We start from the raw sequence: 24,945 nt of genomic DNA, 5'->3' as shown, positions 1-24,945 counted from the left end.
GTGACCATGAGCCAGCCCGTTGACAGTGCCGTCAGCGTCGTCCGTACGTACATCGAGCAGCACCGCGCCGCCTTCGTCGACGACCTCGTCGAGTGGCTGCGCATCCCGTCCGTGTCGGCCCAGCCTGAGCACGCGCCCGACGTGCGACGCAGCGCCGATTGGCTGGCCACCGGACTGAAGGGGACCGGATTCCCGACCACCGAGGTCTGGGAGACCCCCGGCGCCCCGGCCGTCTACGCGGAATGGCCCTCCGGCGATCCCGCGGCGCCCACGGTCCTGGTCTACGGCCACCACGACGTGCAGCCGGCCGCCCGCGAGGACGGCTGGGACAGCGAGCCCTTCGAACCCGTCGTCCGGGACAACCGCCTCCACGCGCGCGGGGCGGCCGACGACAAGGGTCAGGTGTTCTTCCACACCCTCGGCGTCCGCGCCCACCTCGCCGCCACCGGCCGCACCGCCCCCGCCGTGAACCTGAAGCTGTTGATCGAGGGCGAGGAGGAGTCCGGTTCCCCGCACTTCCGCGCCCTCGTCGAGAGGCACGCGCGGCGGCTGGCCGCCGACGCCGTGGTCGTCTCCGACACCGGTATGTGGTCCGAGGACACCCCCACGGTGTGTACGGGCATGCGGGGTCTCGCCGAGTGCGAGATCCGGCTCCACGGCCCCGACCAGGACGTCCACTCCGGGTCCTTCGGCGGCGCCGTCCCCAACCCGGCGACCGCCGTGGCCCGACTGGTCGCCGCCCTGCACGACGAGCACGCGCGCGTGGCCGTCCCCGGGTTCTACGACGGCGTCGTCGAACTCACCGACCGCGAGCGTGAACTCTTCGCCGAACTGCCCTTCGACGAGGAGCGCTGGCTGGGTACCGCCAAGTCCCGCGCCGCCCATGGCGAGGCCGGATACACCACCCTGGAGCGCGTCTGGGCCCGCCCGACCGCCGAGGTCAACGGCATCGGCGGCGGCTACCAGGGCGCCGGCAGCAAGACGATCATCCCGTCCTCGGCGATGGTGAAACTGTCCTTCCGGCTGGTCGCGGGGCAGGACCCCGACCGGATCGAAAAGACCGTCCGCGCGTGGGCCGCGGCGCAGGTGCCCGCCGGGATCCGTGCCGAGATCACCTTCAGCCCCGCCACCCGCCCGTGCCTGACCCCGCTGGACCACCCGGCCCTGCGGTCCGTGGTCCGCGCCATGGGCCGCGCCTTCGAAACGCCCGTCCGCTTCACCCGTGAGGGCGGCTCCGGGCCCGCCGCCGACCTGCAGGACGTCCTCGGTGCCCCGGTCCTCTTCCTGGGCATCTCCGTCCCGTCCGACGGCTGGCACGCGCCGAACGAGAAGGTCGAGCTCGACCTGCTCCTCAAGGGTGTCGAGACCAGCGCGTACCTGTGGAGCGACCTCGCGGAGAACTGGCGTCGTGCGCCCTGACCGTCCCGAGCCCGAGGTGCCGTCCCTGACGGAGTTGCGTGCGGGGCACACTGGAGAGGCCGCCCCGCCCGCCCCGGCCCCGCCGGACCCGATCGCCTCCCGCCGTACGTCCCGCTGAACCGTCCGCCGAAAACCATCCGTGCCACCGGGGGAGATGCAAATACCCGTGACCGCCTGGACCGACCACACCGCCGACCGACCCATCTCGCTCACCGCGCCCAGCGGCATCGACCGCGCCGCCCACCACCGGCTCGACGAGGCCTGGCTCGCGGCGGCGTGGAGCCACCCCTCGACGCGCTGCTTCGTGGTCTCCGGCGGTCAGGTCCTCATCGACGAGACGTCCGACGGCCGGACCGAACTCGTCATGACCCCCTCGTTCGAGGCCCCCCTCACCGAGGCGCACCGGTACTTCCTCGGCATGGACGAGGACGGCGTGAGCTACTTCGCCCTCCAGAAGGACGCGTTGCCGGGCCGTATCGACCAGTCCGCGCGCCCGGCCGGCCTGCGGGAGGCGGGCCTGCTGCTGTCGGCGCGCGACGTGGGTCTGATGGTGCACGCGGTCGGGCTGGAGAACTGGCAGCGCACCCACCGTTTCTGCTCCCGCTGCGGCGAGCGCACGGTCATCGCCGCGGCCGGGCACATCCGCCGTTGCCAGGCCTGCGGTGCCGAGCACTACCCGCGCACCGATCCGGCCGTCATCATGGCGGTCACCGACGACGACGACCGCATCCTGCTCGGCCGCCAGGTCCACTGGCCCGAGGGCCGCTTCTCCACGCTCGCCGGCTTCGTCGAACCCGGGGAGGCCATCGAGCAGTCGGTGCGCCGCGAGGTCTTCGAGGAGGCCGGCATCGCCGTCGGCCAGGTCGAATACGTCGCCAGCCAGCCCTGGCCCTTCCCGTCCAGCCTCATGCTGGGCTTCATGGCCCGAGCCACCTCCACCGACATCACCGTCGACGGCGACGAACTGCACGAGGCCCGCTGGTTCTCACGCGACGAACTGCGCGCCGCCTTCGAGACCGGCGAGGTCCTGCCGCCGTACGGCATCTCCATCGCGGCCCGCCTGATCGAGCTCTGGTACGGCAAGCCGCTGCCCACGCGCGGCATCTGATGTGACGTAAAACACAAAGGAGGTGGCCGTTCCCGAGCGGGAACGGCCACCTCCTTTGTGCGGTGGCGCGGTCAGACGCCGATCTTCTGCTTCACCTGGGCCAGCGACGGGTTCGTCAGCGTCGAGCCGTCCGGGAAGAGAACGGTCGGCACCGTCTGATTTCCGCCATTCGCCTTCTCCACGAACGCGGCGGACGCCGGGTCCTGTTCGATGTTGATCTCGTTGTACGAAATGCCCTCGCGGTCCATCTGGCTCTTCAGCCGACGGCAGTAGCCGCACCACGTGGTGCTGTACATCGTCACAGTGCCCGACATGTCTCGGTCGCTCCTTCAACGGCTCGGGGTGCGTGGTCGCAGAGGTGGAACATCCGGGGAGAGGCGGCCATTCCCGCGGGCGCCCCCGCGGCGAAGTGACGCCTGCCGCATTAGTACGACTGCGAGCCGGTCCCTGTGGACAACCGACTCAGCCGTCCCGGGCGACCTGGCAGCATGGCCGTGTGACAGCAGCAACGCACTCCACGCTCTTCCCACAGGCACCGGACTCCGCCGACGCCGTGCTCGAAGGGCTCGACCCCGAGCAGCGCGAGGTGGCCACCGCCCTGCACGGCCCGGTGTGCGTGCTGGCCGGCGCCGGCACCGGCAAGACCAGGGCCATCACCCACCGCATCGCCTACGGCGTGCGCGCGGGGATCCTCCAGCCGTCCAGCGTGCTCGCCGTCACCTTCACCAACCGCGCCGCCGGAGAGATGCGCGGGCGGCTGCGCCAGCTCGGCGCGCAGGGCGTCCAGGCCCGTACCTTCCACTCGGCCGCGCTCCGACAGTTGCAGTACTTCTGGCCGAAAGCGATCGGTGGCTCCCTGCCCCGGCTCGTCGACCGCAAGATCCAGCTCGTCGCCGACGCGGCCGCCGCCTGCCGCATCCGCCTCGACCGGGGAGAGCTGAGGGACGTCACCGCCGAGATCGAGTGGTCGAAGGTCACCCAGACCGTCCCCGCCGACTACGCGCCCACCGCCGCCAAGGCCGGCCGGGAGACGCCCCGCGACCCCGCCGAGATCGCCCAGCTCTACTCGGTCTACGAGGATCTCAAGCGTGAGCGCGGCGTCATCGACTTCGAGGACGTCCTGCTGTTGACCGTCGCCGTCCTGCAGGACCGGAACGACATCGCCGAACAGGTACGCGCCCAGTACCAGCACTTCGTCGTCGACGAGTACCAGGACGTCAGCCCCCTCCAGCAGCGTCTGCTGGAACTGTGGCTCGGCGACCGGGACAACCTGTGCGTGGTCGGCGACGCGAGCCAGACGATCTACTCGTTCACCGGGGCGACCCCCGACCACCTCCTCGACTTCCGCACCCGCCACCCCGGCGCCACCGTCGTCAAGCTGGTCCGCGACTACCGCTCCACCCCGCAGGTCGTCCACCTCGCCAACGGCCTGCTCGCCCAGGCCCACGGCCGTGCCGCCGACCACCGGCTGGAGCTGGTCTCCCAGCGCGCCCCGGGGCCCGAACCCCTCTACACCGAGTACAGCGACGAGCCGGCCGAGGCCGAGGGCGCCGCCCACCGCATCCGCGAGCTCGTCGACGCGGGCGTCCCGGCCGGCGAGATCGCCGTCCTGTTCCGCACGAACTCGCAGTCGGAGACCTACGAGCAGGCCCTCGCGGACGCCGGAGTGCCCTATCAGCTGCGGGGAGCCGAGCGGTTCTTCGACCGGCCCGAGGTGCGCAAGGCCGGCATCGCCCTGCGCGCCGCAGCCCGCTTCGGCGGCAACGACTCCCTCCTCGCCGACGCCGTCGACCTGCCCTCCCAGGTGCGTGCCGTCCTCTCCGGAGAGGGCTGGACCCCACAGCCCCCGGCCGGCTCCGGGGCCGTCAGGGAGCGCTGGGAGTCGCTCGCCGCGTTGGTGAACCTGGCGCAGGACTTCGCCGCGGCCAGAGCCGGGGCCACCCTCGCGGACCTGGTCGCCGAACTCGACGAGCGCGCGAACGCCCAGCACGCCCCCACCGTGCAGGGCGTCACCCTCGCCTCCCTGCACTCCGCGAAGGGCCTGGAGTGGGACGTGGTGTTCCTGGTCGGGGTCGCCGAGGGCATGATGCCGATCACCTACGCCCGGACCGACGAACAGATCGAGGAGGAGCGCCGCCTGCTCTACGTCGGCGTCACCCGCGCCCGTGAGCACCTGCATCTGTCGTGGGCGCTGTCCCGCTCGCCCGGCGGCCGCCCGAACCGCCGCCCGAGCCGTTTCCTCGACGGGCTGCGCCCCGGCTCGGCCGGCGCCGCAGGCCGCGCCGGCTCGGCCGCCTCCGGGAGGCCGGCGACCGGCGTCGAGCGCGGGTTCGCGGGCCGGGGGCCGGCCGCCGTGCCGCGACGGACGCAGCGCAGCCCGGCCCGGTGCCGGGTGTGCGGGCGCACGCTGACCGACGCGGGCGAGATGAAGCTGATGCGCTGCGAGGACTGCCCCTCCGACATGGACGAGGGCCTCTACGAACGACTGCGCGAGTGGCGCGCCGAACAGGCGGAGCGCAGTGGGCAGCCCGGATTCTGCGTCTTCACCGACAAGACCCTGATGGCGATCGCCGAGGCCGCTCCTGACGACCCGGGCGAGCTGGCGCGGATCCCGGGCGTCGGAGCGCGCAAGCTCAACCGTTACGGGGCCGATGTACTGGCAATCTGCGCAGGCGGAGAACCGGCGGAGGACGATCGACGGAACTGACGCGAACTCGTCGAAAAAATAGTTTGCGCATGCCCCAGCGATCCCCATAGGTTCTTAGCCACGGGGACAGAGGCCTTCTCGGAGGCCCTGATTCCGTGCTGTACTTGCATACCCGCGTGGACTGGTTCACCCCAGTCCCTGAGACGCCGAGAGGAGGCGATTCCAGTGATCAGCATCGAGACCAGCTTCATCAGCACCGCCAAAATGACCGATCGCTCGGTCGTCTCCCTGTGCCTGCTCGGCGACTCCCCTCTGGGCACCGGTCTGTCCGGCATTCGTGCCGCCCGTCCGGCGTCCGCCCTGTCTCTCTCGGGCCTTCCCGTCCGTGAGCGCAATGAGCGACCGACCAAGGCACTGGAAGCGGCAGTAGAGGCAAAGGCGCAGGCCTATGCCTTTACGGCGACCGGTGCCGGATTCCGGAAGCAGACGACGCAGCACCACCAGATGTGGGCCTTCCGTGGGCCAGAACCCTGGAGTGATCCAGCCTGATCTCGATCAGGCCGGCGCCTTCAGGGCCGCGGAACCCCACCCGGGATCCGCGGCCCTTCTGTTTTCCCCGAACGGGGACGACGGAGCGAAGGGGCCTCGGGACAAGAAAAGAACCCGGTACCAGCCGCCACCCGGTCCAACCGGACCGGAAACGACCAGACGAGGAAGACGAACCGTGCAACTCGAAGCGCACGCCCCGTCCGTACCGCCTTCCGAAACGATCCCCCCGCCCGGCCTCACGGAGGACTCCACCTTGATCCCGCTCACCGCGCTCTCCGCGCTCGACGACGCCATCGAGAACCTGGGCGTACCCGTTCCCTGCCGTTCCTACGACCCGGAGGTCTTCTTCGCCGAGTCGCCCGCGGACGTCGAGTACGCCAAGTCCCTCTGCCGCACCTGCCCGCTGATGGAGGCCTGCCTCGCCGGCGCCAAAGAGCGGCGTGAGCCCTGGGGCGTCTGGGGTGGCGAGCTGTTCGTCCAGGGTGTCGTCGTCGCCCGGAAGCGGCCGCGTGGTCGCCCGCGCAAGAACCCGGTCACGGCATGAACACCGCAGGAACGATCGACCGCCCCCTCACGCACGACCCCAAGAAGCAGGCCCCGATGAAGCCGTCCACCAGCGAGCCCGCCGGCTCCGCGACTGAAGACGTCACCACCACCGGCGCGAACGACTCGCGTCAGAACAGGACCCGAGAGATGCAACTCATCCATGAAGCCCTGGCTCGTGCGCATATGCACGACCGACTGCACGAGGTCGAGCGGGAACGCCGGGCCGTGCGCCTGGCGACCGCTCGCCGGATGCAGCGCCGGGCCGAGCGCGCCTCGCTGCGCGCCCGCCGCGCGCTCGCCATGGCCGTCATGCAGTAGTCCTTCACCCACCTGAAGCGGTGGCCTCCCGGCCCAGGGAGGCGGAGCTCTTCCCCGCGGGGGCCGGTCCGACCGAACGGACCGGCCCCCGCGGTGCGTTGTGCGCGCTCCGCGAAGTAGCCCCGGCCCCTCGTGTGCGCCCGCTGCGGCACCCCGGCCCAGGGGCCGCGGGCCGCCACCTGGACCTGCTCCGGGGAGAACGGCGTCCGCCGTTACTTCTGGGAGGCCTGCGCCCGGGAGTACCTCAGGGTGGTCGAGGGACGGCTCGACTCGGGCTGGTGGTGAGCGCCGAGGCCCTGCGGACCCCGGCCGCCATGGGTCACGCCTCGGCCGCCGACTCCTCCTCGCCCAGGTCCTCCTCCGGCACGAAACCGGGGAGCCACTCCTCGAGTTCCTCGCGCATCCGCACGGTCGCCCCGAGCTGGCACAACACGCCGATGGTGCTCAGGGTGACCCGGTGTATCAGGAGGTAGGCCGGGGGCAGATTGAGGCGCTTGCCCAGCTGGTAGGCGGGGGAGCGGGGGTCGGCGATGCGGGCCGCCTGGCTGCGCATCCAACCGCGGGTGAAGGTGAACTCGTCGGCCCGGGCCGGTTCGATGATCGGCAGGAGGTAGTCCAGGACCGCCTCGGGGTCCAAATCTATGGTCTCCTTGACGAACCCCTCGGCGCGGAGCAGCTCGTAGACGGCTTCCGCCTCGCCGTCGAGCGTCATGCGCAGGGAGTCGCCGATGGGCGTGGGCAGACCGCCCGGGAGACGGTCGACCGTGCCGAAGTCCAGGACCCCCAGACGCCAGGTGTCCTCGTCGTCGGGTCCGCCGGGCAGGAGACGGAAGTTGCCGGGGTGCGGATCGGCGTGGAGGAGGCCGGTGCGGGCCGGGCCGGAGAAGAGGAAACGGGCCAGCAGCTGCCCGGCGCGGTCCCGCTGCTGCTGGGTGCCGTCGGAGATGATCTCCGACAGCGGGATGCCGTCGATCCACTCGGTGACCAGGACCTGGTCGCTCTGGTGGACCACCGCGGGCACCACGACGTCCGGGTCGTCCTCGAACTCCTCCGCGTGGGCCTGCTGGGCCTGGGCCTCCAGGGCGTAGTCGAGTTCCTCGGAGACGCGGTCCCTGAGTTCGGAGATCAGGGGCTTGACGTCCATGCCCGGGATGAGCGGCCCCAACAGTCGCGCGAAACGGCTCAGTTGGTTCAGATCGGACAGGAGGGCGTCACCGGCGCCCGGGTACTGCACCTTGACGGCCACCTCGCGTCCGTCGTGCCACACGCCCCGGTGGACCTGGCCGATCGAGGCGGCAGCGGCCGGCTTGTCCTCGAACTCCAGGAACAGCTCCTGCCAGTCCTGGCCGAGCCGCGCCTCGAGCACCGAGTGCACCGTGCTCGTCGGCATCGGCGGCGCCGCTTCCTGCAGCTTGGTCAGAGCCGCGCGGTAGGGGCCCGCGACCTCCTCGGGCAGCGCCGACTCGAAGACGGACAGCGCCTGCCCGAACTTCATCGCGCCGCCTTTCAGCTCGCCGAGCACCTTGAACAGCTGCTCCGCGGTGCGCTGCTGCAGCTCACGGCCCACGAGCTCGGCCGACTCGCCCACGATCCGTTTGCCGAGCCCCCAGGTGGCCCGCCCGGCGAAGCCGAGCGGAAGCGCGGCGAGCTTGGCGGTCCGGGTGACCGCCTTCCGGGGAAGATCAGACATGCGCCCTCCAAGTCCCAGCCGGCCGCGCCGCGCCTGCCTTACGGCATAACTCCGTTGACGGCCGTTGCCCCGCCATTGTCTCGTGCCGGCCCCCGGTCTCCGAAGCGTGTTCTCCCTCAGCTTCTTCCGTGACCCTCTCCGCGGCCCCGCAGGAGCATGCGGGGTGCCCCGGGACCGGCCGCGCGTGCCACTGGAGACCGGGTACGGAGACCTCCCAGCGGGCGCCGGCGCTCGACGGGCGGTGACCGTCCAGGAAGGCGAGCGCGTGCGCGGCCGCCAGCCCGGCGACAGCGGTGGCCAGTGTCAGGTCACAGGGTCTCACCTGGCGCGGCCTCCCGGAGCGCCACTGCGCGACCAGCCGCGGCCAGGTGGGGTCCCGGTCCGTGCGCCCCTCGTGCAGACAGCCCGCGCAGCCCGTCTCCCCGGGCAGGACGAAGGGGCCGACCACACCGGTGCCCTCCGCCACGCCCGCGTAGAGGTGCGGCGTGCCGGAGGAGATCAGGGAAGCGGCGGTGGACGGGCACGGAGTGTGCACGGCGACGTCGTCCCGCGGGGCGAGGATCACCAGGGAGTGGCCCGGGTCCGCCGCCTCGGGCCGCGGGCGGGTGCCGCGGCGCGGTGGGCGGTCGGGAGCGGCCCGGCGTACCGCTCGGCAGGCGGCCTGGTCCCGGCGTTCGCCGACGGCTTCGGCGGGGAGTCCGCCCGGAGCGACGTCCCACGGCTCGACCTTGCCGCCGTCGCGCACGTCGACCTCGCCGACCCCCGCTCCGGCCAGCAGTGAGGCCAGCACCCCGCCCACCCGGCCCGCGCCCCTGACCTGCACCCGCAAGGAGCGGCGGGCGGCGAGCCGGGCGATGGCGTCGCCCGGTTCCCGGGTGGTGAGCGAGAGCGAGGCGAGGTCCGGGCGGAGCCGGTCGAGCGCCTGCCTCCTGCCGCGCAGGTCGTCGGCGGCGGGCCCGCCGCCCTTGGCGTCGTCGAGCAGCCCGGCCCCCGCCAGCCGCTCCACCAGGGCGTCGACCCGGCCGTCCGGCAGGCCCATGCGGCGGCCCTCCGCCCTCAGCAGCACCATGCCGCGGGTGCCGTTGAGCAGGTCGAGGAAACCGGTCGTGGCCCGGTCCATCGGGCCGAGTGTCACGGCGTGCGCCGGTGCCATCCCGAACTGCACGGTGTCGAGATCCCGCCAGCCGCGCCGCAGCGCGGGTTTCACCATTGGATGCATGTGTGTCCCCCGTAGCCTGCTCACTCCCTGTGAGCCGACGGAGCGGGGGCGTGGGGGCGTCCTGGCTCCGCCGGCGAGTGCCAGCATGCACGGCCGGGCCGTAGGGCGTCGGAAGTTGTCCACAGACTGGGGAGATTGTTCGTATAAATAAGTCTTCACGCCGGTCGTACGAATCGGTCGCACGGTGGGCGATCGGAATCGAAACATTCCGGACCGGGACTTCCCCGTGTGCAGCGGGTAACGTCGGGGCGTGCCCGCCGAACCCCTGCACAGCGCCGGAAAACCACAGCGCAGCGCGACGAGCCAGCCGCCCAGCGGCCCGGGGGCGAGCGCGATCGAGGTGCGCAGGAGTGCCCGGCGCCGCCGGACGGTCTCCGCGTACCGCGAGGGCGATCGCACCATCGTGCTCATCCCCGCCCGGATGTCCGAGGCGGAGGAGCAACGCTGGGTGAACGTCATGCTCGACAAGCTGGCCGCCCAGGAGAGCAAGCGGACGCTCGGCGACTCCGAGCTGGCCGAACGCGCGGAGCGGCTGTCCGCCCAGTACTTCGCCGGCCGGGCCCGGCCCACTTCGGTCCGCTGGGTCACCAACCAGAACACCCGCTGGGGCTCGTGCACCCCGGCCGAGGGCAGCATCCGCCTGTCGCACCGGCTCCAGGGCATGCCCGAATACGTGATCGACTACGTCCTCCTGCACGAGCTCGCGCATCTGCTCGTGCCCGGACACGGGCCGCGCTTCTGGCGGCTGCTCGACGCCTACCCCCGGACCGAGCGGGCCCGCGGCTACCTCGAGGGGGTGGTCGCCGCCGACCGACTGCCTCATCCGCCCGACGCGCACGACGACTGACGTCACGCGCGCGTGGGCACGTCCCGCGCCCGGCACTCCTCATCCGCGTCGCCGCTGCTCGCGGGTTGTGTACCGGCTCTGTACCGACTTCGTGCGTTGTCCGAATTTGCCGCTAGCCTGGCGCGACGCAATCGCATTCGGGATGGGGGACGGTCGTTACGCATGGCCAGGGAATTCCAACGCGGCCACAAGGCCAGGATCAGTGACCTCACCGCGGGCACGGATCTGTACGTAGGCGTGCAGATCTCCGGCCCCGGGCTGACCTTCGACATCAGCTGCTTCGGTCTGGACGCCGACGAAAAGCTCTCGGACGACCGGTACTTCGTCTTCTTCAACCAGCCGAAGTCCCCCGAGGAGTCCATCCAGCTCCTGGGTGCCCAGGCGGGCGACACCGAGTCGTTCCGGGTCACCCTCGACCGGATCCCGCCGCAGCTCCACAAGCTGTCCTTCACGGCGACGGTCGACGGCGCCGGCCAGATGTCGCAGATCGCCCCCGGATACATCCGCATCGTCGCCGGCGGCGAGGAGGTGGCCCGGTACTCCTTCGACGGCTCGGAGTTCTCCACCGAGCGGGCCGTGATGCTGGGCGACTTCTACCTCAAGGACGTGTGGCGGTTCGCGGCCGTCGGACAGGGCTTCGACGGGGGCCTCGACGCGCTGCTGAAGAACTTCGGCGGCGAGGTGCTCGAGGAGGAGGCGCCCGCTGCTCCCCAGCAGCCGCAGTCCGGGGCCACCCCGGGCTTCGCCCCACCCGCGTTCGGTGCCCCGCCCGCCCCGGCACCCACTCCGCAGCAGTCCCAGCCCGCCGCACAGGGCTTCGCGCCCCCGCCCGGTGCCACTGCGCCCCCGGCCCCCGCGCCCGGGGTGCACGCCGCGCCGACCATCGTCGCGCCCCTGACCCCGCCCGGCGGCGCCGTACCGCCCCCGGGCCCGGCTCCCACGCCCTACGGCCAGCCGCCCCAGCAGCAGCCGTACGGTCAGCCGTCCGCCCCGCCGCCCCCGGGCTACGGCCAGCCCCAGGCACCCCATGCCCCGACGCCCCCGCCGGGCTACGGACAGCAGCCGACCCCGCCGCCCGGCTACGGCCAGCAGCCCCAGTTCGGGCAGGTCCCGGGCCAGCAGACCGGCGGCTACGGAGTGCCCCAGGGAGCGCCCCAGGGCGCCGGTGTGGCGGCCGCGCTCCAGCAGTTCAAGGAGACGCCGACCGGGCAGCGCTGGACGCAGCAGAACAAGAAGCTCATCCGCGTCGACCTCGGCATCGGCGGCCAGCCCGTGCTGGCCCGGCAGGGCAGCATGGTGCTCTACCAGGGCAAGGTCGACTTCAGCTACAAGGGCGCGGGCTTCGCCGGCCGGATCGTGGGCAACGCGACCGGCCAGGAGATGCAGCTGATGCGCTGCACCGGCCAGGGCCAGGTCTTCCTCGCCGAGAACTCCACGATGCTGCACCCCATCGAGCTCCAGGGCGACGGCATCTGCGTCTCCGCGGAGAACGTCCTCGCCTTCGACGAGAGCCTCCAGCACGAGGTCCGCCGCATCGAGGGCCACGGCATCCCAGGCGGCGCGCTGTTCACCATGCAGTTCACCGGCACCGGCACGATCGTCGTCAAGACGCACGGCACGCCCGTCGTGCTGCCCGTCACCCCGACGACCTTCGCCGACTGCAACGCCGTGGTCGCCTGGTCCGCCGCCTCCCAGGTCGTCGTCTCCAGCCAGGTCCGGATGCGCCGCAACGCCTACCCGGGCGACACCGGTGAGAGCGTCAACCTCCAGTTCCGGGGCGCTCCCGGCAACTTCATCGTCGTCCAGCCGTACGAGGTCTGAGGGAGCCCGTCATGAACCAGCCGCTCGCGGGCTACGCCCCCGCACCCGTCACCGCCCGCATGGAGAACCACGGCAACCACATGCTGAAGGTCGCCATGCAGACCGGGAACGACCTCTTCGCGCGCGTGGGCTCGATGGTCGCCTACGAGGGCTTCGTCCAGTACGAGCCCAATCCGCTGGCCGTGCGCCAGATCGCCAAGGACTGGATGACCGGCGAGGGCGCGCCCCTGATGAAGTGCACCGGCGACGGACTGCTCTACCTCGCCGACTACGGGGCGAACGTCGTCGTGATCAACCTCAACGGCGACGGCATCTCCGTCAACGCCACCAACCTCCTGGCCTTCGACGCCCACCTCACCTGGGGTGTGGAGCGGGTCAAGGGCCTGGCGAAGTTCGCCGGACAGGGACTGTGGAACACCAAGATCTCCGGGCAGGGCTGGGTCGCGCTGACCTCCCGGGGCAAGCCCATCGTCGTCGACTGCGGCGGCGGCGAGAACGAGACGTACGTCGACCCCGACGCGCTCGTCGCCTGGTCCCCCAACCTCAAGGTCAAGGGCAAGCGCAGCTTCAAGGCGCAGTCGCTGATCGGCCGGGGCAGCGGCGAGGCCTACCAGATGGCCTTCTCCGGCGAGGGCATCGTCGTCGTCCAGCCCAGCGAGGACAGCACCGACCGCCTCCGGATCCGGGGCTGAGGGGGAGCCAGAACGTCATGCAGAGCCCGCTTTTCGCCTACAACGACCAGCAGACCCAGGACCGCTGGAGCCTGCAGAACAAGCAGATGCTCCGCGTCGCCCTGGAGGGTCACGACGACATCCTCGCCCGCAAGGGCACCATGGTCGCCTACCAGGGCCTCGTCGAGTTCGACGCCGAGTACCAGAGCAACCAGCAGTCACGCGCGCGTGCGCGCACCGGTGAGGGCCTCGATCTGATGCGCTGCCACGGGCAGGGCACGGTCTACCTCGCCAACCTCAAGCAGCACGTCCACCTCATGGACGTGGAGCAGGACGGGCTGACCGTCGACAGCGGCTACGTCCTCGCGATGGACTCGTCGCTGCACCACGAGGTCATCGCCGTCGACAGCCTGTACGGCATCTCCGGCTCCGGGAAGTACCAGCTCAACATCACCGGCCGCGGCAAGGTCGCCCTGATGACCTCGGGCGCGCCGCTGATGATGCGGGTCACGCCGGACAAGTACGTCAACTGCGACGCCGACGCGATCGTCGCCTGGTCCACCGGGCTGCGGGTGCAGATGCAGGCGCAGACACACTCGTCCGGGGTGTGGCGGCGGCGCGGCAACACCGGCGAGGGCTGGGAGCTCAGCTTCATGGGCACCGGGTTCGCGCTGGTCCAGCCGAGCGAGCTGCTGCCGCCGCAGAACGCCCAGATCGGCTCCGGTCTGGCCGCGCAGTACGGCATGGGCCAGCAAGGTGCCCGGGGGCAGAACCAGGGCAACGTCTGGAGCTGAGCGCTCCGCGGGCCGGCCGTCAGCCGGCAGCGGGTCGTGCGTGGTCGGTCGCGCAGTTCCCCGCGCCCCTTTCGGGGCGCGGGTCGACTGCGTTCAGAGTCTGGCCCGCGTCGCTTCCAGCAGGCGTACGACCGAGTCGTCCGCCACGTCCTTCACCTCGTCGTAGGCGAACCAGCGCAGGTCCAGGGACTCGTCGCTGATGGCCTCGACCGCGCCGGCCGGGGCGAGGGCCGCGTACTGGACGTCGAGGTGCCACGCGCAGGGCGTCAGATGCCGGTCGAGCCGCACCGGGCCGCCCGGCAGCAGGGCCAGCCCGGGGATGCCCGACTCCTCCGTGCCCTCACGAAGGGCCGCCGAGGCGAGCGTGGGGTCGTCCGGCTCGCAGTGGCCGCCCATCTGCAGCCACATCCGCAGCTTCTTGTGGAGGGTCAGCAGAACCCGGCCCCGCTCGGGGTCGACCACCAGGGCGCTGGCCGTGATGTGTCCGTCCGCACAGGCCTTCCACATGCCGTCGGGGTGCTCGGCCAGGTGGTCCAGATAGGTCTGGCGCAGCTGTTCCTGGTCCTCGTAGCCCTTCAGCACGAGGACCGTGTCGTCGTACAGGCTCACTCGGCGTCGTCGCCCTTGTTCTCGCCCTCGTGGCCCTTGTCCTTCTTCTTCAGGTCGGGCTTGTCCGCCGCCTCGCCGAGCATCTTGTCCAGCTCGGAGAAGTCCAGCTGCTCGCGGTGGACGAAGCCGTCCGGGTCGTCCAGGTCGGACGCCGTAGGAAGCATGTCCGGGTGGGCCCACAGGCCGTCACGGCCGTCGACACCGCGCGCGTCCGTGAGGGACGCCCACAGACGGGAGGCGTCGCGCAGCCGGCGCGGGCGCAGTTCCAGACCGATCAGCGTGGCGAACGTCTGCTCCGCCGGACCGCCCGAGGCGCGACGGCGGCGCAGCGTCTCACGCAGCGCGTCCGCCGACGCCAGGCGCGGCTTCGCGGCCGCGTGGACCACCGCGTCCACCCAGCCCTCGACGAGGGCCAGGGCCGTCTCCAGACGGGCCAGTGCGGCCTTCTGCTCGGGCGTGTCCTCCGGCTGGAACATGCCCTGCTGGAGCGCGTCCTGCAGCTGCTCGGGGTTCTGCGGGTCGAACTGGCCGACGACGTCCTCCAGCTTGGCCGTGTCCACCTTGATCCCGCGCGCGTACCCCTCGACCGCGCCGAACAGGTGCGAACGCAGCCACGGCACATGCGCGAACAGGCGCTGGTGGGCGGCCTCCCGCAGGGCGAGGTAGAGCCGCACCTCCTCCTGCGACACGCCGAGGTCCTTGCCGAACGCCTCGATGTTCACGGGGAGCAGCGCGGCTTTCCCGGCCGGACCGAGCGGCAGGCCGATGTCGGTCGAACCGACGACCTCACCCGCGAGGACGCCGACGGCCTGGCCGATCTGCGTGCCGAACATGGCGCCGCCCATCGAGCGCATCATGCCGATCAGCGGGCCGGCCATGGCCTGCATCTCCTCCGGCAGGACGTCGCCCATGGCCGCGCCGACGCGCTCGGCGACCGGGTCGACGAGCTCCTTCCAGGCGGGCAGGGTCGCCTCGACCCACTCCGCGCGGCTCCACGCCACCGCGGAGCCGGCACCCGACGGCAACGACGTCGCGTCGTCCAGCCACAGGTCGGCCAGGCGCACGGCCTCCTGGACCGCGGTGCGCTCGGAGGGGCCGACACTGGCGTCCTTGGTGCCGTCGGCGGTCCCCTGGGAGACCGTCTGGCGTGCGATCTGTTTGGCCATGTCCCAGTTCACCGGGCCGCCCTCGTAGGAGAGCATCTGGCCCAGCTGCTGGAACGCGGCGCCCAGGTCGTTGGGGTTCAGGGAACCGAACATGGCGGCGAGCGGGTTGTCCGCGCCGGGGCCACCGAAGCCCCCGGCTCCGAGCCCGAAACCGAACGGGTTGGCCGGTCCCTGACCACCACCGCTCTCCTGGTCCTTCTTCTTGCCCTCGTCGCCGTCGTCCGGCTCCTCCGGCGGAAGGCCGAATCCGAATGGGGTGTCACTCACGGGAATCCTCGGCTGGTAAGGCCGCCGGTTCTCTCCGACGGCGCGACTGCCCGACAACACCACCCAGCGTAGACACCACGAGCCGTTCGGGCCTCGGTGCTTCGCCGAGTCACGGCCTGCGGCAGGATGGATGCCACCTGGTACGTACGCGTCACTCGCGCTCGTACTGAAGACAACCGCTGGAGACGCCCGGTGAGTTCCCCAGATCCACAGGTTCGCGCAGCGCGAAACGAGCCGACCAGTCCGGCCATGCGCGGGCCCGTCGTCGCGGTCACTGGTGCCGCGACCGGTGTCGGCGCACTGCTGACCGAGCGGCTCGCCGCGTCGGACGAGGTCAAGCAGGTCATCGCCATCGACGAGCGCAGGGGGGAGTGCGCGGCCGCGCAGTGGCACATCCTCGACGTGAGGGATCCGGCGATCGCGGAGAAGTTGCGCGGCGCGGACGTCGTGGTGCACCTGGCGCTCGACCTGGACCTGGGCTCCGACGCTTCCGCCCGGACGGCCTACAACGTACGGGGGACGCAGACCGTGCTGACCGCCGCGGCGGCGGCCGGGGTGCACCGCGTGGTGCTGTGCACGTCCGCGATGGTCTACGGGGCGCTGCCGGACAACGAGCTGCCGCTGTCCGAGGACGCGGAGCTGCGGGCGACCGCCGAGGCGACCGGGGTCGGGGACCTGCTGGAGATCGAGCGGCTCGCGCGGCGGGCTCCTCGGGCGCACCCCGGGCTCAATGTCACCGTGGTGCGGCCGTCGGTGCTGGTCGGGGGCACGGACACGGCCCTGACCAGGTACTTCGAGTCGCCTCGGCTGCTGGTCGTGGCCGGGTCGCGGCCGGCCTGGCAGTTCTGCCATGTCGAAGACCTGTGCGGTGCTCTGGAGTACGCCGTCCTGGAGAAGGTCGAGGGGGAGCTGGCCGTCGGGTGCGACGGGTGGCTGGAGCAGGAGGAGGTCGAGGAGCTCAGCGGGATCCGCAGGATGGAGCTGCCCTCGGCCGTCGCGCTGGGCGCGGCGGCCCGGCTGCACCGCATCGGGCTCACGCCGTCTCCGGCGGGGGACCTGGCGTACACGATGTACCCCTGGGTGGTGAGCGGCAGCCGGCTGCACGACGCGGGGTGGCGGCCGCAGTGGACCAACGAGGAGGTCCTCGCGGAACTGCTGGACGAGGTGTCCGGGCGCCACACGGTCGCCGGGCGGCGCCTGGGACGCAAGGACGCGACAGCCGCGGGCGCCGCGGGCGCGACGGTCGCGCTGCTGGGAGCGGCGGCCGTGGTGCGCAGGGCCCGCAAGGCGCGGCGGAGGATCTAGGTCTCTTTCTGCTTCACGCGCGCGTGCGGCACGATGGGGGCATGGCATCCAGTAGTGATCATCCGGGTGAGCGGCCCGCCGAGGAGCCGATCAAGCTGATCGGGATCCGGGAGACGGCTCTGTCCGTGGACGAGGTCATGCGGGCCGTCGGGGACGACGCCGCCGGGGGGACCGCGCTGTTCGTGGGCACCGTGCGGAACCACGACGGGGGTGCCGATGTCGACCGGCTCGGGTATTCGTGCCATCCCAGTGCCGAGGCCGAGATGCGGCGGATCGCGGAGAAGGTGGCCGCCGAGTACCCGGTGCGGGCGCTGGCGGCCGTGCACCGGGTGGGGGATCTGCGGGTCGGTGACCTCGCGGTCGTCGTCGGCGTGTCGTGCCCGCACCGGGGCGAGGCCTTCGAGGCGTGCCGGAAGCTGATCGACGACCTCAAGCACGAGGTGCCCATCTGGAAGCACCAGACGTTCTCTGACGGTACGGAGGAGTGGGTGGGCGCCTGCTGAGCGCCGCCTCAAGCCTCCTGAGCGCCGCCTCAGGTTGCGTAACCGCACCCCTGGCATGAGCGTTGTCAGTGCGGATGGTTAATCTGCTGATCAGTCAGTTGCGGTCGCTCAATCGGGGTTGGGAGGTCGGCATGGCGGCGCTCGCCTGGTTGCTGATTCCGCTGGTGGCTGCGATCGGCGCCGGTATGTGGGGGAGTTGGGCCAACCGGACCCGCAAGTCCCGCGGCGACGGTCCTGAGCTCGACGGGTACGCCCGTTTCCGTGCCGCCATGGAGAAGCCCCACTCGGGCACGTGACGTGCCGGGAGGGGGCGGCCCTGACGGTGCGCTGACAGGAGCGTCCCGTACTGTCGACACATGCCACGCCGCACCGCGACGATGCTCGCCTCCACCCTGATGCTGATCGCGCTCCTGTGCGCGGGAGTGTTCATCCCCGTGCCGTACTCGGAGATGTCCCCGGGGCCGACGGTGAACACCCTCGGCGATCACGACGGCGAGCCGGTGCTGCAGATCTCCGGGCGCAAGATTTACGCGACGAGCGGTCACCTCAACATGACCACCGTGCGGGTCACCAGCGCCGACTACCGGATGAACCTCGTCGAGGCCGTCTACGGGTGGCTCGCGCACGACAACAAGGTCGTGCCGCACGACACCCTCTACCCGGACGGCAAGACCGAGGAGCAGTCCACCCAGGAGAACGCCGAGGAGTTCAGCCAGTCCCAGGAGAGCGCGAAGGTCGCCGCCCTGAAGGAGCTGCACGTGCCGGTGAAGTCCTGGGTGATCGTCTCCACCGTCGGCAAGGCGACCCCGGCCGAGGGCAAGCTGCACGCGGGAGACGTGATCAAGGCGGTGAACGGCACCGCGGTGAAGGTGCCCGACGACGTCGCCAAGCTGGTGACCAAGCACAAGCCCGGTGAGGACGTCGTCTTCACGATCGTGCCGGCCAAGGAACAGGCGGCCGCGGAGAAGGAGCACAAGACGCCCACCCGGACCGAGAAAGTGACGATCACCACCACGACCTCGAACGACGAAGGCGCCAAGCGCGCCATCGTGGGCATCTCCGCCGGGACCGACCACACGTTCCCGTTCACGATCGACATCAAGCTGGCCGACGTCGGCGGGCCGAGCGCCGGTCTGATGTTCGCGCTCGGGATCTACGACAAGCTCACCCCGGGCAGCCTCACCGGCGGCACGTTCGTCGCGGGCACCGGCACGATCGACGACGACGGCAAGGTCGGACCGATCGGCGGCATCGAGATGAAGACCGTCGGCGCTCGCGACAAGGGCGCCCAGTACTTCCTCACGCCCGCCGACAACTGCGCCTCCGCCGCCAGGGACACCCCCGAGGGGCTCCGGCTGGTCAAGGTGAACACGATCGAGGACGCTCTCGGCGCCCTCAAGGACATCCGCGCCGGCGACACCGCCGACCTGCCGAAGTGCACGACCAAGGGCTGACCGGCAGACCCCGATGCGGCGACGGGGGGCGCTCCTCACGGTGAGGGGCGCCCCCCGTCGCCGTACCCGCAGGCCTCAGTCGTCGAAGGTCGCCGCCAGTGCCTCCGCGAGGCCAGGTACCAGGTCGGAGCCGGTGAGGACCTCCGTGGGGGTGTCCTTCTCGCGCAGCCGCAGGGCCGACTCGCGCGTGCCGTCGCGCAGGACCGCGACCGTCATGCGGACCTCCTGACGGTCGGGGTGCTCGGCGACCCACTTCGCGAGCTTCGCCTCGTCGAGGCCCTGGGGAACCTGTGCCTCGGCGGACGGCGGCAGCATCAGACGCTCCACGGTGAGGGCGCAGCCGGCCACCGCGTCGGGCCAGGCGATGGTGCCCAGGAATTCGTCGAGCGCCTTGTCCGTTGGAACCTCGTCCTGCTCGATCGGGGTGAGAGCGGTGGTCTGCTGCTCGTCCTCACCCAGGCCGAGCTGGGTCGCGAGAGCGGGTTCCTGGACCCGCAGCCGTGCGGTGTCGACGAGGGCGAAGAGGCGGGCGGGCTGGTCCCAGCCGAGGCCGGAGGCGTACTCGTCGATCTCGAGTACGGCCTGGGTGAGCGGGCTCGCTGCCATGGGAGTGTTGGACATGGTCACAATCCTGCCTCGTTCCCACCCGGAATCGGGAACCGAGTAAACGGTGAGTAAGTTGCATAGGTGTGGGCCCACTGTCACGGGGGGCCACGTACGGTCCACGAACACGCGGGCCTGACGAATCGACAGCGAACTTCGAGGTGCGCACCTTGGCTTTCCAGATGCCGGACCGCGGCGGAGGCCCGACAGGGCCGCGGATGAGAGTGGGACGCCCGTCCCGGCGTGTCCGGACCCTGCTGATGACGCTGGGCGTCCTTGCCGTTCTCGGTATGGCGTTCACGATGTTCGCGGGTTTCTGGACGGACTGGCTCTGGTACCGCTCGGTGAAGTACTCCTCGGTCTTCACCACCACGCTGTGGACCAAGATCGGGCTCTTCTTCGTCTTCGGTCTGCTGATGGCCCTCGCCGTGGGATTCAACATCTGGCTGGCCCACCGGTTGCGCCCGCCGCTGAGCGCGATGTCGATGGAGCAGCAGAATCTCGACCGCTACCGCATGGGCATCGCGCCCTACAAGAAGTGGCTGCTGCTCGGGATCACCGCCCTGGTGGGCCTGATCGCCGGCGCCTCGGCGTCGGGCCAGTGGCGGACCTGGCTGATGTGGGTCAACGGCGTCTCCTTCGGACAGAAGGACCCGCAGTTCCACCTCGACGTCTCCTTCTACGCCTTCGACCTGCCCTGGTACCGGTTCCTGCTCGGCTTCGGCTTCGCCGCCGCGATCCTGTCGGTGATCGCCGCCGCGCTCACCCACTACCTCTACGGCGGGCTGCGCATCACCAGCCCCGGCGCGCGTGCCACCGCCGCGGCCACCGGGCACCTGTCGGTGCTGCTGGGCGTCTTCGTCGCCCTGAAGGCGGTCGCGTACTGGCTCGACCGGTACGGCCTCGCGGTCAAGTCCAGCGACTTCAAGGCGACGGACAACTGGACCGGCCTGCGGTACGTGGACGCCAACGCCTATCTGCCGGCCAAGACGATCCTGTTCTGCATCGCCGTCATCTGCGCCCTGCTGTTCTTCGCCACCCTCTGGCGGCGCACCTGGCAGCTGCCCGTGATCGGCTTCGGTCTCATGGTGCTCTCCGCGATACTGATCGGCGGGCTCTACCCGGCGATCGTGCAGAAGTTCCAGGTACAGCCCAACGAGCAGGCCAAGGAAGCGCCGTACGTCGAGAAGAACCTCAAGGCGACGCGTGAGGCGTACGGCATCGACGGCGCCAAGGTCACCGATTACTCGGGCAAGGGCAACGCCGAGGACAAGACCAAGCTGCGGGACGACGTCGACGCCACGGCGAGCATCCGCATCATGGACCCGAACATCGTCTCGCCGACCTTCCAGCAGCTCCAGCAGATGCGGAAGTACTACGCGTTCCCGAACAACCTGGACGTCGACCGCTACAGCAAGGACGGCCAGGACCAGGACACCGTCATCGGTCTGCGCGAGCTGAACCTCGCCGGCGTCGACAAGCAGAACTGGATCAACAACCACTTCCGCTACACGCACGGTTACGGCGTGGTCGCCGCCAAGGGCACCACCGCCGACGCCGAGGGCCGCCCGGTCTTCACCGAGTCCGACCTGCCGTCCAAGGGCAACCTCCCGAGGTACCAGCAGCGGATCTACTACGGCGAGAAGACCACGACGTACTCGATCGTCGGCGGTCCGCAGAAGGAGATCGACTACTCCGACGACGACGGCGAGAAGACCACCACCTATACGGGCAAGAGCGGGGTCAACCTCTCCAACCCGGTCAACCGGGCCGCGTACGCGGTGGCGTTCGGCGAGCCGCAGATCATGTACTCCGGTGCCATCGGCGAGGGTTCGCGGATCCTGTACAACCGCACGCCGAAGGAGCGCGTCGAGGCGGTCGCCCCGTGGCTGACCATCGACGGAGACGCCTACCCGGCGGTCGTGGACGGCAAGATCCAGTGGATCGTGGACGCCTACACCACGACCAACGGCTATCCCTACGCCTCCCGTACGACCCTCGGTGACACCACGGCCGACTCGCTGACCGCGACCAACAACTCGCGTGCGGTGGTGGCCCAGCAGAACCAGGTCAACTACATCCGCAACTCGGTGAAGGCGACCGTCGACGCGTACACCGGCGATGTCAAGCTCTACCAGTGGGACACCAAGGACCCGGTCCTGAAGACCTGGATGAAGGCATTCCCGGGCACGGTGAAGTCCAAGGCGGACATCTCGCAGTCCCTGATGGATCATCTGCGGTATCCGCAGGACCTGTTCAAGGTCCAGCGTGAACTGCTCTCCCGCTACCACGTGAAGGACGCGACGACGTTCCTCAGCGGCAGCGAGGTGTGGCAGGTGCCGGACGACCCGACCAACAAGTCGGGCAACGCGGTGCCGCCGTACTACCTGAGCATGAAGATGCCCGACCAGACGAAGCAGGCGTTCTCGCTGACGACGACGTTCACGCCGAACGGCCGGGACAACCTCAGCGCGTTCATGTCGGTCGACGCGGAAGCGGGCACCGGCGACTACGGCAAGATCAGAATCCTGAAACTGCCAACCAGTACGACCGTCGACGGACCCAAACAGGTCCAGAGCCAGTTCAACTCCGAACAGGACATCGCCGAGTCCATCAGGCTGCTGAAGGGCGGCGACTCCGACATCGAGTACGGCAACCTGCTGACCGTGCCACTCGACGGAGGACTGCTCTACGTGGAGCCGGTCTACGTACGCGGCGGTGGACTCAAATACCCGCTGCTGCGGAAGGTGTTGGTGACGTACGGCGGCACCACCGCCTTCGAGGACACGCTCGACGAGGCCCTCAACAAGGTCTTCGGAGCGGAGGGCGCGACTCCCGAGCCACCGGACAAGGGCGGTACGACGCCACCGCCGACGTCGGACAACCCGACGGTCCAGGACGCGCTGAACGACGCCCAGAAGGCCTTCGACGACGGCCAGAAGGCTCTGGAGGCCAAGGACTGGGAGGCGTACGGCAAGGCGCAGAAGGACCTCGAGGACGCGCTGCAGAGGGCCGAGGACGCGCAGGCCGAGGCCGGCAAGAAGGGCGGCAGCGGCAACAAGGGCACCAGCAGCCCGAGTCCGAGCGCCACGCCCAGCGGCAAACCGAGCGCCACGCCCAGCGGTAAGCCGAGCAGTAGTCCCAGCGGCTGATCGAGCTGGTCAAGAGCCCACCCCGCGCCGTGGTACGGTTGAAACACAACGGCGCGGGGTGGAGCAGCTCGGTAGCTCGCTGGGCTCATAACCCAGAGGTCGCAGGTTCAAATCCTGTCCCCGCTACTGAAGTCGACGACGACGTCGTGCGACAGCAAAGGCCCGGATCCTCCAGAGGATCCGGGCCTTTGTGGTGTGCGAACGCACAAACCGAGCAGGGGACGGTCGTGCCGCGGTGGGGAGTTGGGCGAACTGTGTTTGACTTGTCTCTCTGTGGGCATGTCGACAAAACGCTGAAGTGACCTCACTGGCTGCGGTATACGAGGTGTACCCAGGTTGCAGGTGGTGCGACGATGGACGTTATGGGGGACAAGGCAACTCTGTTCGAGACAGGGCGATTTGTGCAGCCTTCCATGCGGGAAGAAATCCGGGACGAAACCGGACAGACCGCCGAAGAGGTGGCTGAGGAAGCAGCCGAGGAGGTTCGTCAGCGGCTCGCGGCGGAGGCCGGCGACGTCGAGGCGATGAGCGTCCTGGGAAGCATGCTGCTGCGCCGCGGTGACCTCGACGGAGCCGAACCCCATCTGCGTGCCGCCACCGCAGCCGGTGACCGGGCCGCCGCCAACAACCTGGGAGTCCTCCTCCACCAGCGCGGCTACGCCGACGAGGCCGCCGGGTGGTGGCGGGTCGCCGCCGTCGCCGGTTCCGCCGCGGCCGCGCACGCGCTCGGCCGGCACCACCGTGAGCGCGGGGACGAGCCGGCCGCCGAGTACTGGCTGCGCCAGTCCGCCGAGCAGGAACACGCGCTCGGCGCGTACGCGCTCGCCGACCTCCTGGAGCACCGCGGGGACGGACAGGCCGAGCGGTGGATGCGTGCCGCCGCCGAGCGGGGACACCGGGAGGCGGCCTACCGGCTGGCGCGCGCGCTCGACCGCAGGGCGGGGCGCGTGGACGGGGCGGGGTCCGAGGACGGCGGCCACGGCGACGATGCCGAGCAGTGGTACCGGCAGGCCGCGGCGCGCGGGCACAGACGTGCCGCGCTGCACCTCGGGGCGATCCTGGAGAAGCGCGGGGCGCTGAAGGAGGCGGGGCGCTGGTACCTGACCTCGGCCAAGGACGGGGAGGCGCGGGCCGCCTGTGCGCTCGGGTTCCTGCTGCGGGACGCGGGGGACGCGGAGAGCGCCGCCGTGTGGTGGCTGCGGGCCGCGCAGGACGGCGACGGCAACGCGGCGAACGCGCTGGGCGCGCTGCACGCCGAGCGGGGCGAGACGCAGACGGCGGAGCGGTGGTACCGGGCCGCGATGGACGCGGGTGACGTGAACGGCGCGTACAACCTCGGGCTGCTCTGCGCCGAGCAGGGCCGCACCGCGCAGGCCGAGCAGTGGTACCGGCGCGCGGCCTACGCCGGGCACCGGGAGGCGGCGAACGCGCTGGCGATCCTGCTGCTCCAGGGCGGGGACACCGCCGGTGCCGAGCCGTGGTTCTCCAAGGCGGCGGAGGCGGGCAGCGTCGACGCGGCCTTCAACCTGGGGATCCTCCACGCCGGGCGGGGCGAGGAGGAGGCCGCGCTGGGCTGGTACGAGCGGGCGGCGGCCGCTGGGCACACCGAGGCGGCGCTCCAGGTCGGGATGGCCCGGCTGCGGGGCGGGGACGAGCAGGAGGCGGAGCGGCATCTGCGGTGTGCGGCGGGGGGCGGCAGCGCGGAGGCGGCGTACCGGCTGGCGACCGTGCTGGACGCGCGACGGCCGCCGACGTCCGCGCACGAGCTCGGGGAGTCGGCGCACGAGAAGACCGAGTGTGAGGAGTGGTACGAGCGGGCGGCGTCCCAGGGTCACCGGCGGGCGCAGGTGCGGGTGGGGATGCTGGCCGCCGCGCGGGGTGATGTCGTGGAGGCGGCGCGGTGGTACCGGGAGGCGGCCGAGGCGGGGTCGCGGAACGGGGCGTTCAATCTGGGGCTGCTGTTGGCTCGGGAGGGGAGCGAGCCGGAGGCGGCCGTGTGGTGGACGCGGGCGGCCGACGCGGGTCATGGGCGGGCGGCGTTGCGGCTGGCCCTGGTCTACGCGCGTCGGGGTGAGCTGGCGGAAGGGCAGCGCTGGGCCGACCGGGCGGTGGGGCTGGGACCGGCGGAGGTCGCGGAACGGGCGGCGAGGTTGCGGGACGCCCTGCGGGAGGAGCTGTCGGCATGAACTGTGGCGCGGCCCACCCGTCCTGCGTTCCCATCGATTTGCTTCTCGGTGCGCCCCTCACGTAGTGTTGC

General features: G+C 70.9%; 23 protein-coding genes and 1 tRNA gene. 18 read left to right on the top strand and 6 right to left on the bottom strand.

Features of this window, described 5'->3' with window-relative positions:
• Window positions 1–6 precede the first annotated feature (6 nt).
• Window positions 7–1,419, top strand: a complete 1,413-nt coding sequence (locus IG99_RS15410) for a dipeptidase (protein WP_037674222.1) — start codon at window positions 7–9, stop codon at window positions 1,417–1,419.
• Between the two features lie 166 nt (window positions 1,420–1,585).
• Entirely contained in the window at window positions 1,586–2,527 is a 942-nt protein-coding gene (gene nudC / locus IG99_RS15405) for an NAD(+) diphosphatase (RefSeq protein WP_037674220.1), read from the top strand.
• Window positions 2,528–2,598: 71 nt separating this feature from the next.
• Here nudC and IG99_RS15400 read toward each other — a convergent pair whose 3' ends face one another.
• Window positions 2,599–2,841, bottom strand: a complete 243-nt coding sequence (locus IG99_RS15400; RefSeq protein WP_037674219.1) for a mycoredoxin — start codon at window positions 2,839–2,841, stop codon at window positions 2,599–2,601.
• Between the two features lie 182 nt (window positions 2,842–3,023).
• On the opposite strand from IG99_RS15400, the gene IG99_RS15395 reads away from it, so the two are divergent.
• The 5 genes from IG99_RS15395 (at window position 3,024) to IG99_RS49590 (ending at window position 6,872) form a co-directional block, all read left to right on the top strand.
• Window positions 3,024–5,234 (top strand): ATP-dependent DNA helicase UvrD2, encoded by a 2,211-nt coding sequence (locus IG99_RS15395; RefSeq protein WP_037674216.1) that lies wholly within the window; start codon window positions 3,024–3,026, stop codon window positions 5,232–5,234.
• Window positions 5,235–5,399: 165 nt separating this feature from the next.
• Window positions 5,400–5,723: a hypothetical protein gene (locus tag IG99_RS15390; RefSeq protein ID WP_037674215.1), complete on the top strand. Its 324-nt coding sequence runs from the start codon at window positions 5,400–5,402 to the stop codon at window positions 5,721–5,723.
• A gap of 175 nt (window positions 5,724–5,898) precedes the next feature.
• Window positions 5,899–6,267 carry a WhiB family transcriptional regulator gene (locus IG99_RS15385; protein WP_037674213.1) on the top strand — a complete coding sequence of 123 codons (369 nt, stop codon included), beginning with the start codon at window positions 5,899–5,901 and terminating at the stop codon, window positions 6,265–6,267.
• Window positions 6,264–6,587, top strand: coding sequence for a hypothetical protein (locus IG99_RS15380; RefSeq protein ID WP_037674211.1), 324 nt, complete (start codon window positions 6,264–6,266; stop codon window positions 6,585–6,587). The genes IG99_RS15385 and IG99_RS15380 overlap by 4 nt, the downstream gene beginning before the upstream one ends.
• 132 nt (window positions 6,588–6,719) lie before the next feature.
• A complete protein-coding gene (locus IG99_RS49590) occupies window positions 6,720–6,872 on the top strand; it encodes a hypothetical protein (RefSeq protein ID WP_199815526.1) in 153 nt (50 codons plus the stop codon).
• 34 nt (window positions 6,873–6,906) lie between these two features.
• Here IG99_RS49590 and IG99_RS15375 read toward each other — a convergent pair whose 3' ends face one another.
• Both IG99_RS15375 and IG99_RS15370 read right to left on the bottom strand, forming a co-directional pair.
• A complete protein-coding gene (locus IG99_RS15375) occupies window positions 6,907–8,277 on the bottom strand; it encodes an ABC1 kinase family protein (protein ID WP_037674209.1) in 1,371 nt (456 codons plus the stop codon).
• The gene (locus IG99_RS15370) at window positions 8,270–9,496 is read right to left on the bottom strand and encodes a TOMM precursor leader peptide-binding protein (protein WP_037674207.1); all 1,227 of its coding nucleotides are present in this window, start codon (window positions 9,494–9,496) and stop codon (window positions 8,270–8,272) included. The genes IG99_RS15375 and IG99_RS15370 overlap by 8 nt, the downstream gene beginning before the upstream one ends.
• A 250-nt stretch (window positions 9,497–9,746) precedes the next feature.
• Between IG99_RS15370 and IG99_RS15365 the strand changes: the two genes are divergently transcribed.
• The 4 genes from IG99_RS15365 (at window position 9,747) to IG99_RS15350 (ending at window position 13,629) form a co-directional block, all read left to right on the top strand.
• Complete coding sequence (locus tag IG99_RS15365) at window positions 9,747–10,343, top strand: M48 metallopeptidase family protein (RefSeq protein ID WP_037674205.1); 597 nt, start codon at window positions 9,747–9,749, stop codon at window positions 10,341–10,343.
• Between the two features lie 162 nt (window positions 10,344–10,505).
• The gene (locus tag IG99_RS15360) at window positions 10,506–12,164 is read left to right on the top strand and encodes a TerD family protein (RefSeq protein WP_037674203.1); all 1,659 of its coding nucleotides are present in this window, start codon (window positions 10,506–10,508) and stop codon (window positions 12,162–12,164) included.
• An 11-nt stretch (window positions 12,165–12,175) separates the two neighbouring features.
• Window positions 12,176–12,856 carry an AIM24 family protein gene (locus IG99_RS15355; RefSeq protein ID WP_037674202.1) on the top strand — a complete coding sequence of 227 codons (681 nt, stop codon included), beginning with the start codon at window positions 12,176–12,178 and terminating at the stop codon, window positions 12,854–12,856.
• A gap of 17 nt (window positions 12,857–12,873) precedes the next feature.
• On the top strand, window positions 12,874–13,629 hold the full coding sequence (locus IG99_RS15350) for an AIM24 family protein (RefSeq protein WP_037674200.1): 756 nt from the start codon (window positions 12,874–12,876) through the stop codon (window positions 13,627–13,629).
• Between the two features lie 93 nt (window positions 13,630–13,722).
• Here IG99_RS15350 and IG99_RS15345 read toward each other — a convergent pair whose 3' ends face one another.
• Window positions 13,723–14,238, bottom strand: a complete 516-nt coding sequence (locus IG99_RS15345; protein WP_037674197.1) for an NUDIX hydrolase — start codon at window positions 14,236–14,238, stop codon at window positions 13,723–13,725.
• Complete coding sequence (locus IG99_RS15340; protein ID WP_037674193.1) at window positions 14,235–15,671, bottom strand: zinc-dependent metalloprotease; 1,437 nt, start codon at window positions 15,669–15,671, stop codon at window positions 14,235–14,237. The genes IG99_RS15345 and IG99_RS15340 overlap by 4 nt, the downstream gene beginning before the upstream one ends.
• Window positions 15,672–15,863: 192 nt before the next feature.
• On the opposite strand from IG99_RS15340, the gene IG99_RS15335 reads away from it, so the two are divergent.
• From IG99_RS15335 to IG99_RS15320, 4 genes are all read left to right on the top strand, one after another.
• Window positions 15,864–16,976 carry an SDR family oxidoreductase gene (locus IG99_RS15335; protein WP_037674191.1) on the top strand — a complete coding sequence of 371 codons (1,113 nt, stop codon included), beginning with the start codon at window positions 15,864–15,866 and terminating at the stop codon, window positions 16,974–16,976.
• A 41-nt stretch (window positions 16,977–17,017) separates the two neighbouring features.
• The gene (locus IG99_RS15330) at window positions 17,018–17,479 is read left to right on the top strand and encodes a molybdenum cofactor biosynthesis protein MoaE (protein ID WP_037674188.1); all 462 of its coding nucleotides are present in this window, start codon (window positions 17,018–17,020) and stop codon (window positions 17,477–17,479) included.
• A gap of 74 nt (window positions 17,480–17,553) precedes the next feature.
• Entirely contained in the window at window positions 17,554–17,775 is a 222-nt protein-coding gene (locus IG99_RS15325; protein WP_158973188.1) for a hypothetical protein, read from the top strand.
• 60 nt (window positions 17,776–17,835) lie between these two features.
• The gene (locus IG99_RS15320) at window positions 17,836–18,933 is read left to right on the top strand and encodes a YlbL family protein (protein WP_037674185.1); all 1,098 of its coding nucleotides are present in this window, start codon (window positions 17,836–17,838) and stop codon (window positions 18,931–18,933) included.
• A 75-nt stretch (window positions 18,934–19,008) separates the two neighbouring features.
• On the opposite strand, the gene IG99_RS15315 is transcribed toward IG99_RS15320, so the two are convergent.
• Window positions 19,009–19,554 carry a PPA1309 family protein gene (locus IG99_RS15315; RefSeq protein ID WP_037674184.1) on the bottom strand — a complete coding sequence of 182 codons (546 nt, stop codon included), beginning with the start codon at window positions 19,552–19,554 and terminating at the stop codon, window positions 19,009–19,011.
• A gap of 164 nt (window positions 19,555–19,718) precedes the next feature.
• Between IG99_RS15315 and IG99_RS15310 the strand changes: the two genes are divergently transcribed.
• The 3 genes from IG99_RS15310 (at window position 19,719) to IG99_RS15300 (ending at window position 24,874) form a co-directional block, all read left to right on the top strand.
• Complete coding sequence (locus tag IG99_RS15310; RefSeq protein ID WP_051865436.1) at window positions 19,719–22,688, top strand: UPF0182 family membrane protein; 2,970 nt, start codon at window positions 19,719–19,721, stop codon at window positions 22,686–22,688.
• Between the two features lie 52 nt (window positions 22,689–22,740).
• Window positions 22,741–22,814: transfer RNA gene (locus IG99_RS15305), tRNA-Met, on the top strand.
• 227 nt (window positions 22,815–23,041) lie between these two features.
• Window positions 23,042–24,874, top strand: coding sequence for a tetratricopeptide repeat protein (locus tag IG99_RS15300; RefSeq protein WP_199815524.1), 1,833 nt, complete (start codon window positions 23,042–23,044; stop codon window positions 24,872–24,874).
• Window positions 24,875–24,945: the final 71 nt, after the last annotated feature.

The sequence above is a fragment of the Streptomyces griseus subsp. griseus genome (assembly GCF_000720255.1).
Taxonomy (GTDB): domain Bacteria; phylum Actinomycetota; class Actinomycetes; order Streptomycetales; family Streptomycetaceae; genus Streptomyces; species Streptomyces griseus_I.
Note: the sequence above shows the minus strand (reverse complement) of the source record. Positions and strands in the feature narration are given on the sequence as shown.

Bases quoted from the DNA above. Each gene is read 5' to 3' on its own strand.
- IG99_RS15410 (WP_037674222.1), top strand. From the start codon at position 7: ATGAGCCAGCCCGTTGACAGTGCCGTCAGCGTCGTCCGTACGTACATC.
- IG99_RS15400 (WP_037674219.1), bottom strand. From the start codon at position 2,841: ATGTCGGGCACTGTGACGATGTACAGCACCACGTGGTGCGGCTACTGC.
- IG99_RS15380 (WP_037674211.1), top strand. From the start codon at position 6,264: ATGAACACCGCAGGAACGATCGACCGCCCCCTCACGCACGACCCCAAG.
- IG99_RS15375 (WP_037674209.1), bottom strand. From the start codon at position 8,277: ATGTCTGATCTTCCCCGGAAGGCGGTCACCCGGACCGCCAAGCTCGCC.
- IG99_RS15370 (WP_037674207.1), bottom strand. From the start codon at position 9,496: ATGCATCCAATGGTGAAACCCGCGCTGCGGCGCGGCTGGCGGGATCTC.
- IG99_RS15360 (WP_037674203.1), top strand. From the start codon at position 10,506: ATGGCCAGGGAATTCCAACGCGGCCACAAGGCCAGGATCAGTGACCTC.
- IG99_RS15355 (WP_037674202.1), top strand. From the start codon at position 12,176: ATGAACCAGCCGCTCGCGGGCTACGCCCCCGCACCCGTCACCGCCCGC.
- IG99_RS15350 (WP_037674200.1), top strand. From the start codon at position 12,874: ATGCAGAGCCCGCTTTTCGCCTACAACGACCAGCAGACCCAGGACCGC.
- IG99_RS15330 (WP_037674188.1), top strand. From the start codon at position 17,018: ATGGCATCCAGTAGTGATCATCCGGGTGAGCGGCCCGCCGAGGAGCCG.
- IG99_RS15325 (WP_158973188.1), top strand. From the start codon at position 17,554: ATGGTTAATCTGCTGATCAGTCAGTTGCGGTCGCTCAATCGGGGTTGG.
- IG99_RS15320 (WP_037674185.1), top strand. From the start codon at position 17,836: ATGCCACGCCGCACCGCGACGATGCTCGCCTCCACCCTGATGCTGATC.
- IG99_RS15315 (WP_037674184.1), bottom strand. From the start codon at position 19,554: ATGTCCAACACTCCCATGGCAGCGAGCCCGCTCACCCAGGCCGTACTC.
- IG99_RS15310 (WP_051865436.1), top strand. From the start codon at position 19,719: ATGCCGGACCGCGGCGGAGGCCCGACAGGGCCGCGGATGAGAGTGGGA.
- IG99_RS15300 (WP_199815524.1), top strand. From the start codon at position 23,042: ATGGACGTTATGGGGGACAAGGCAACTCTGTTCGAGACAGGGCGATTT.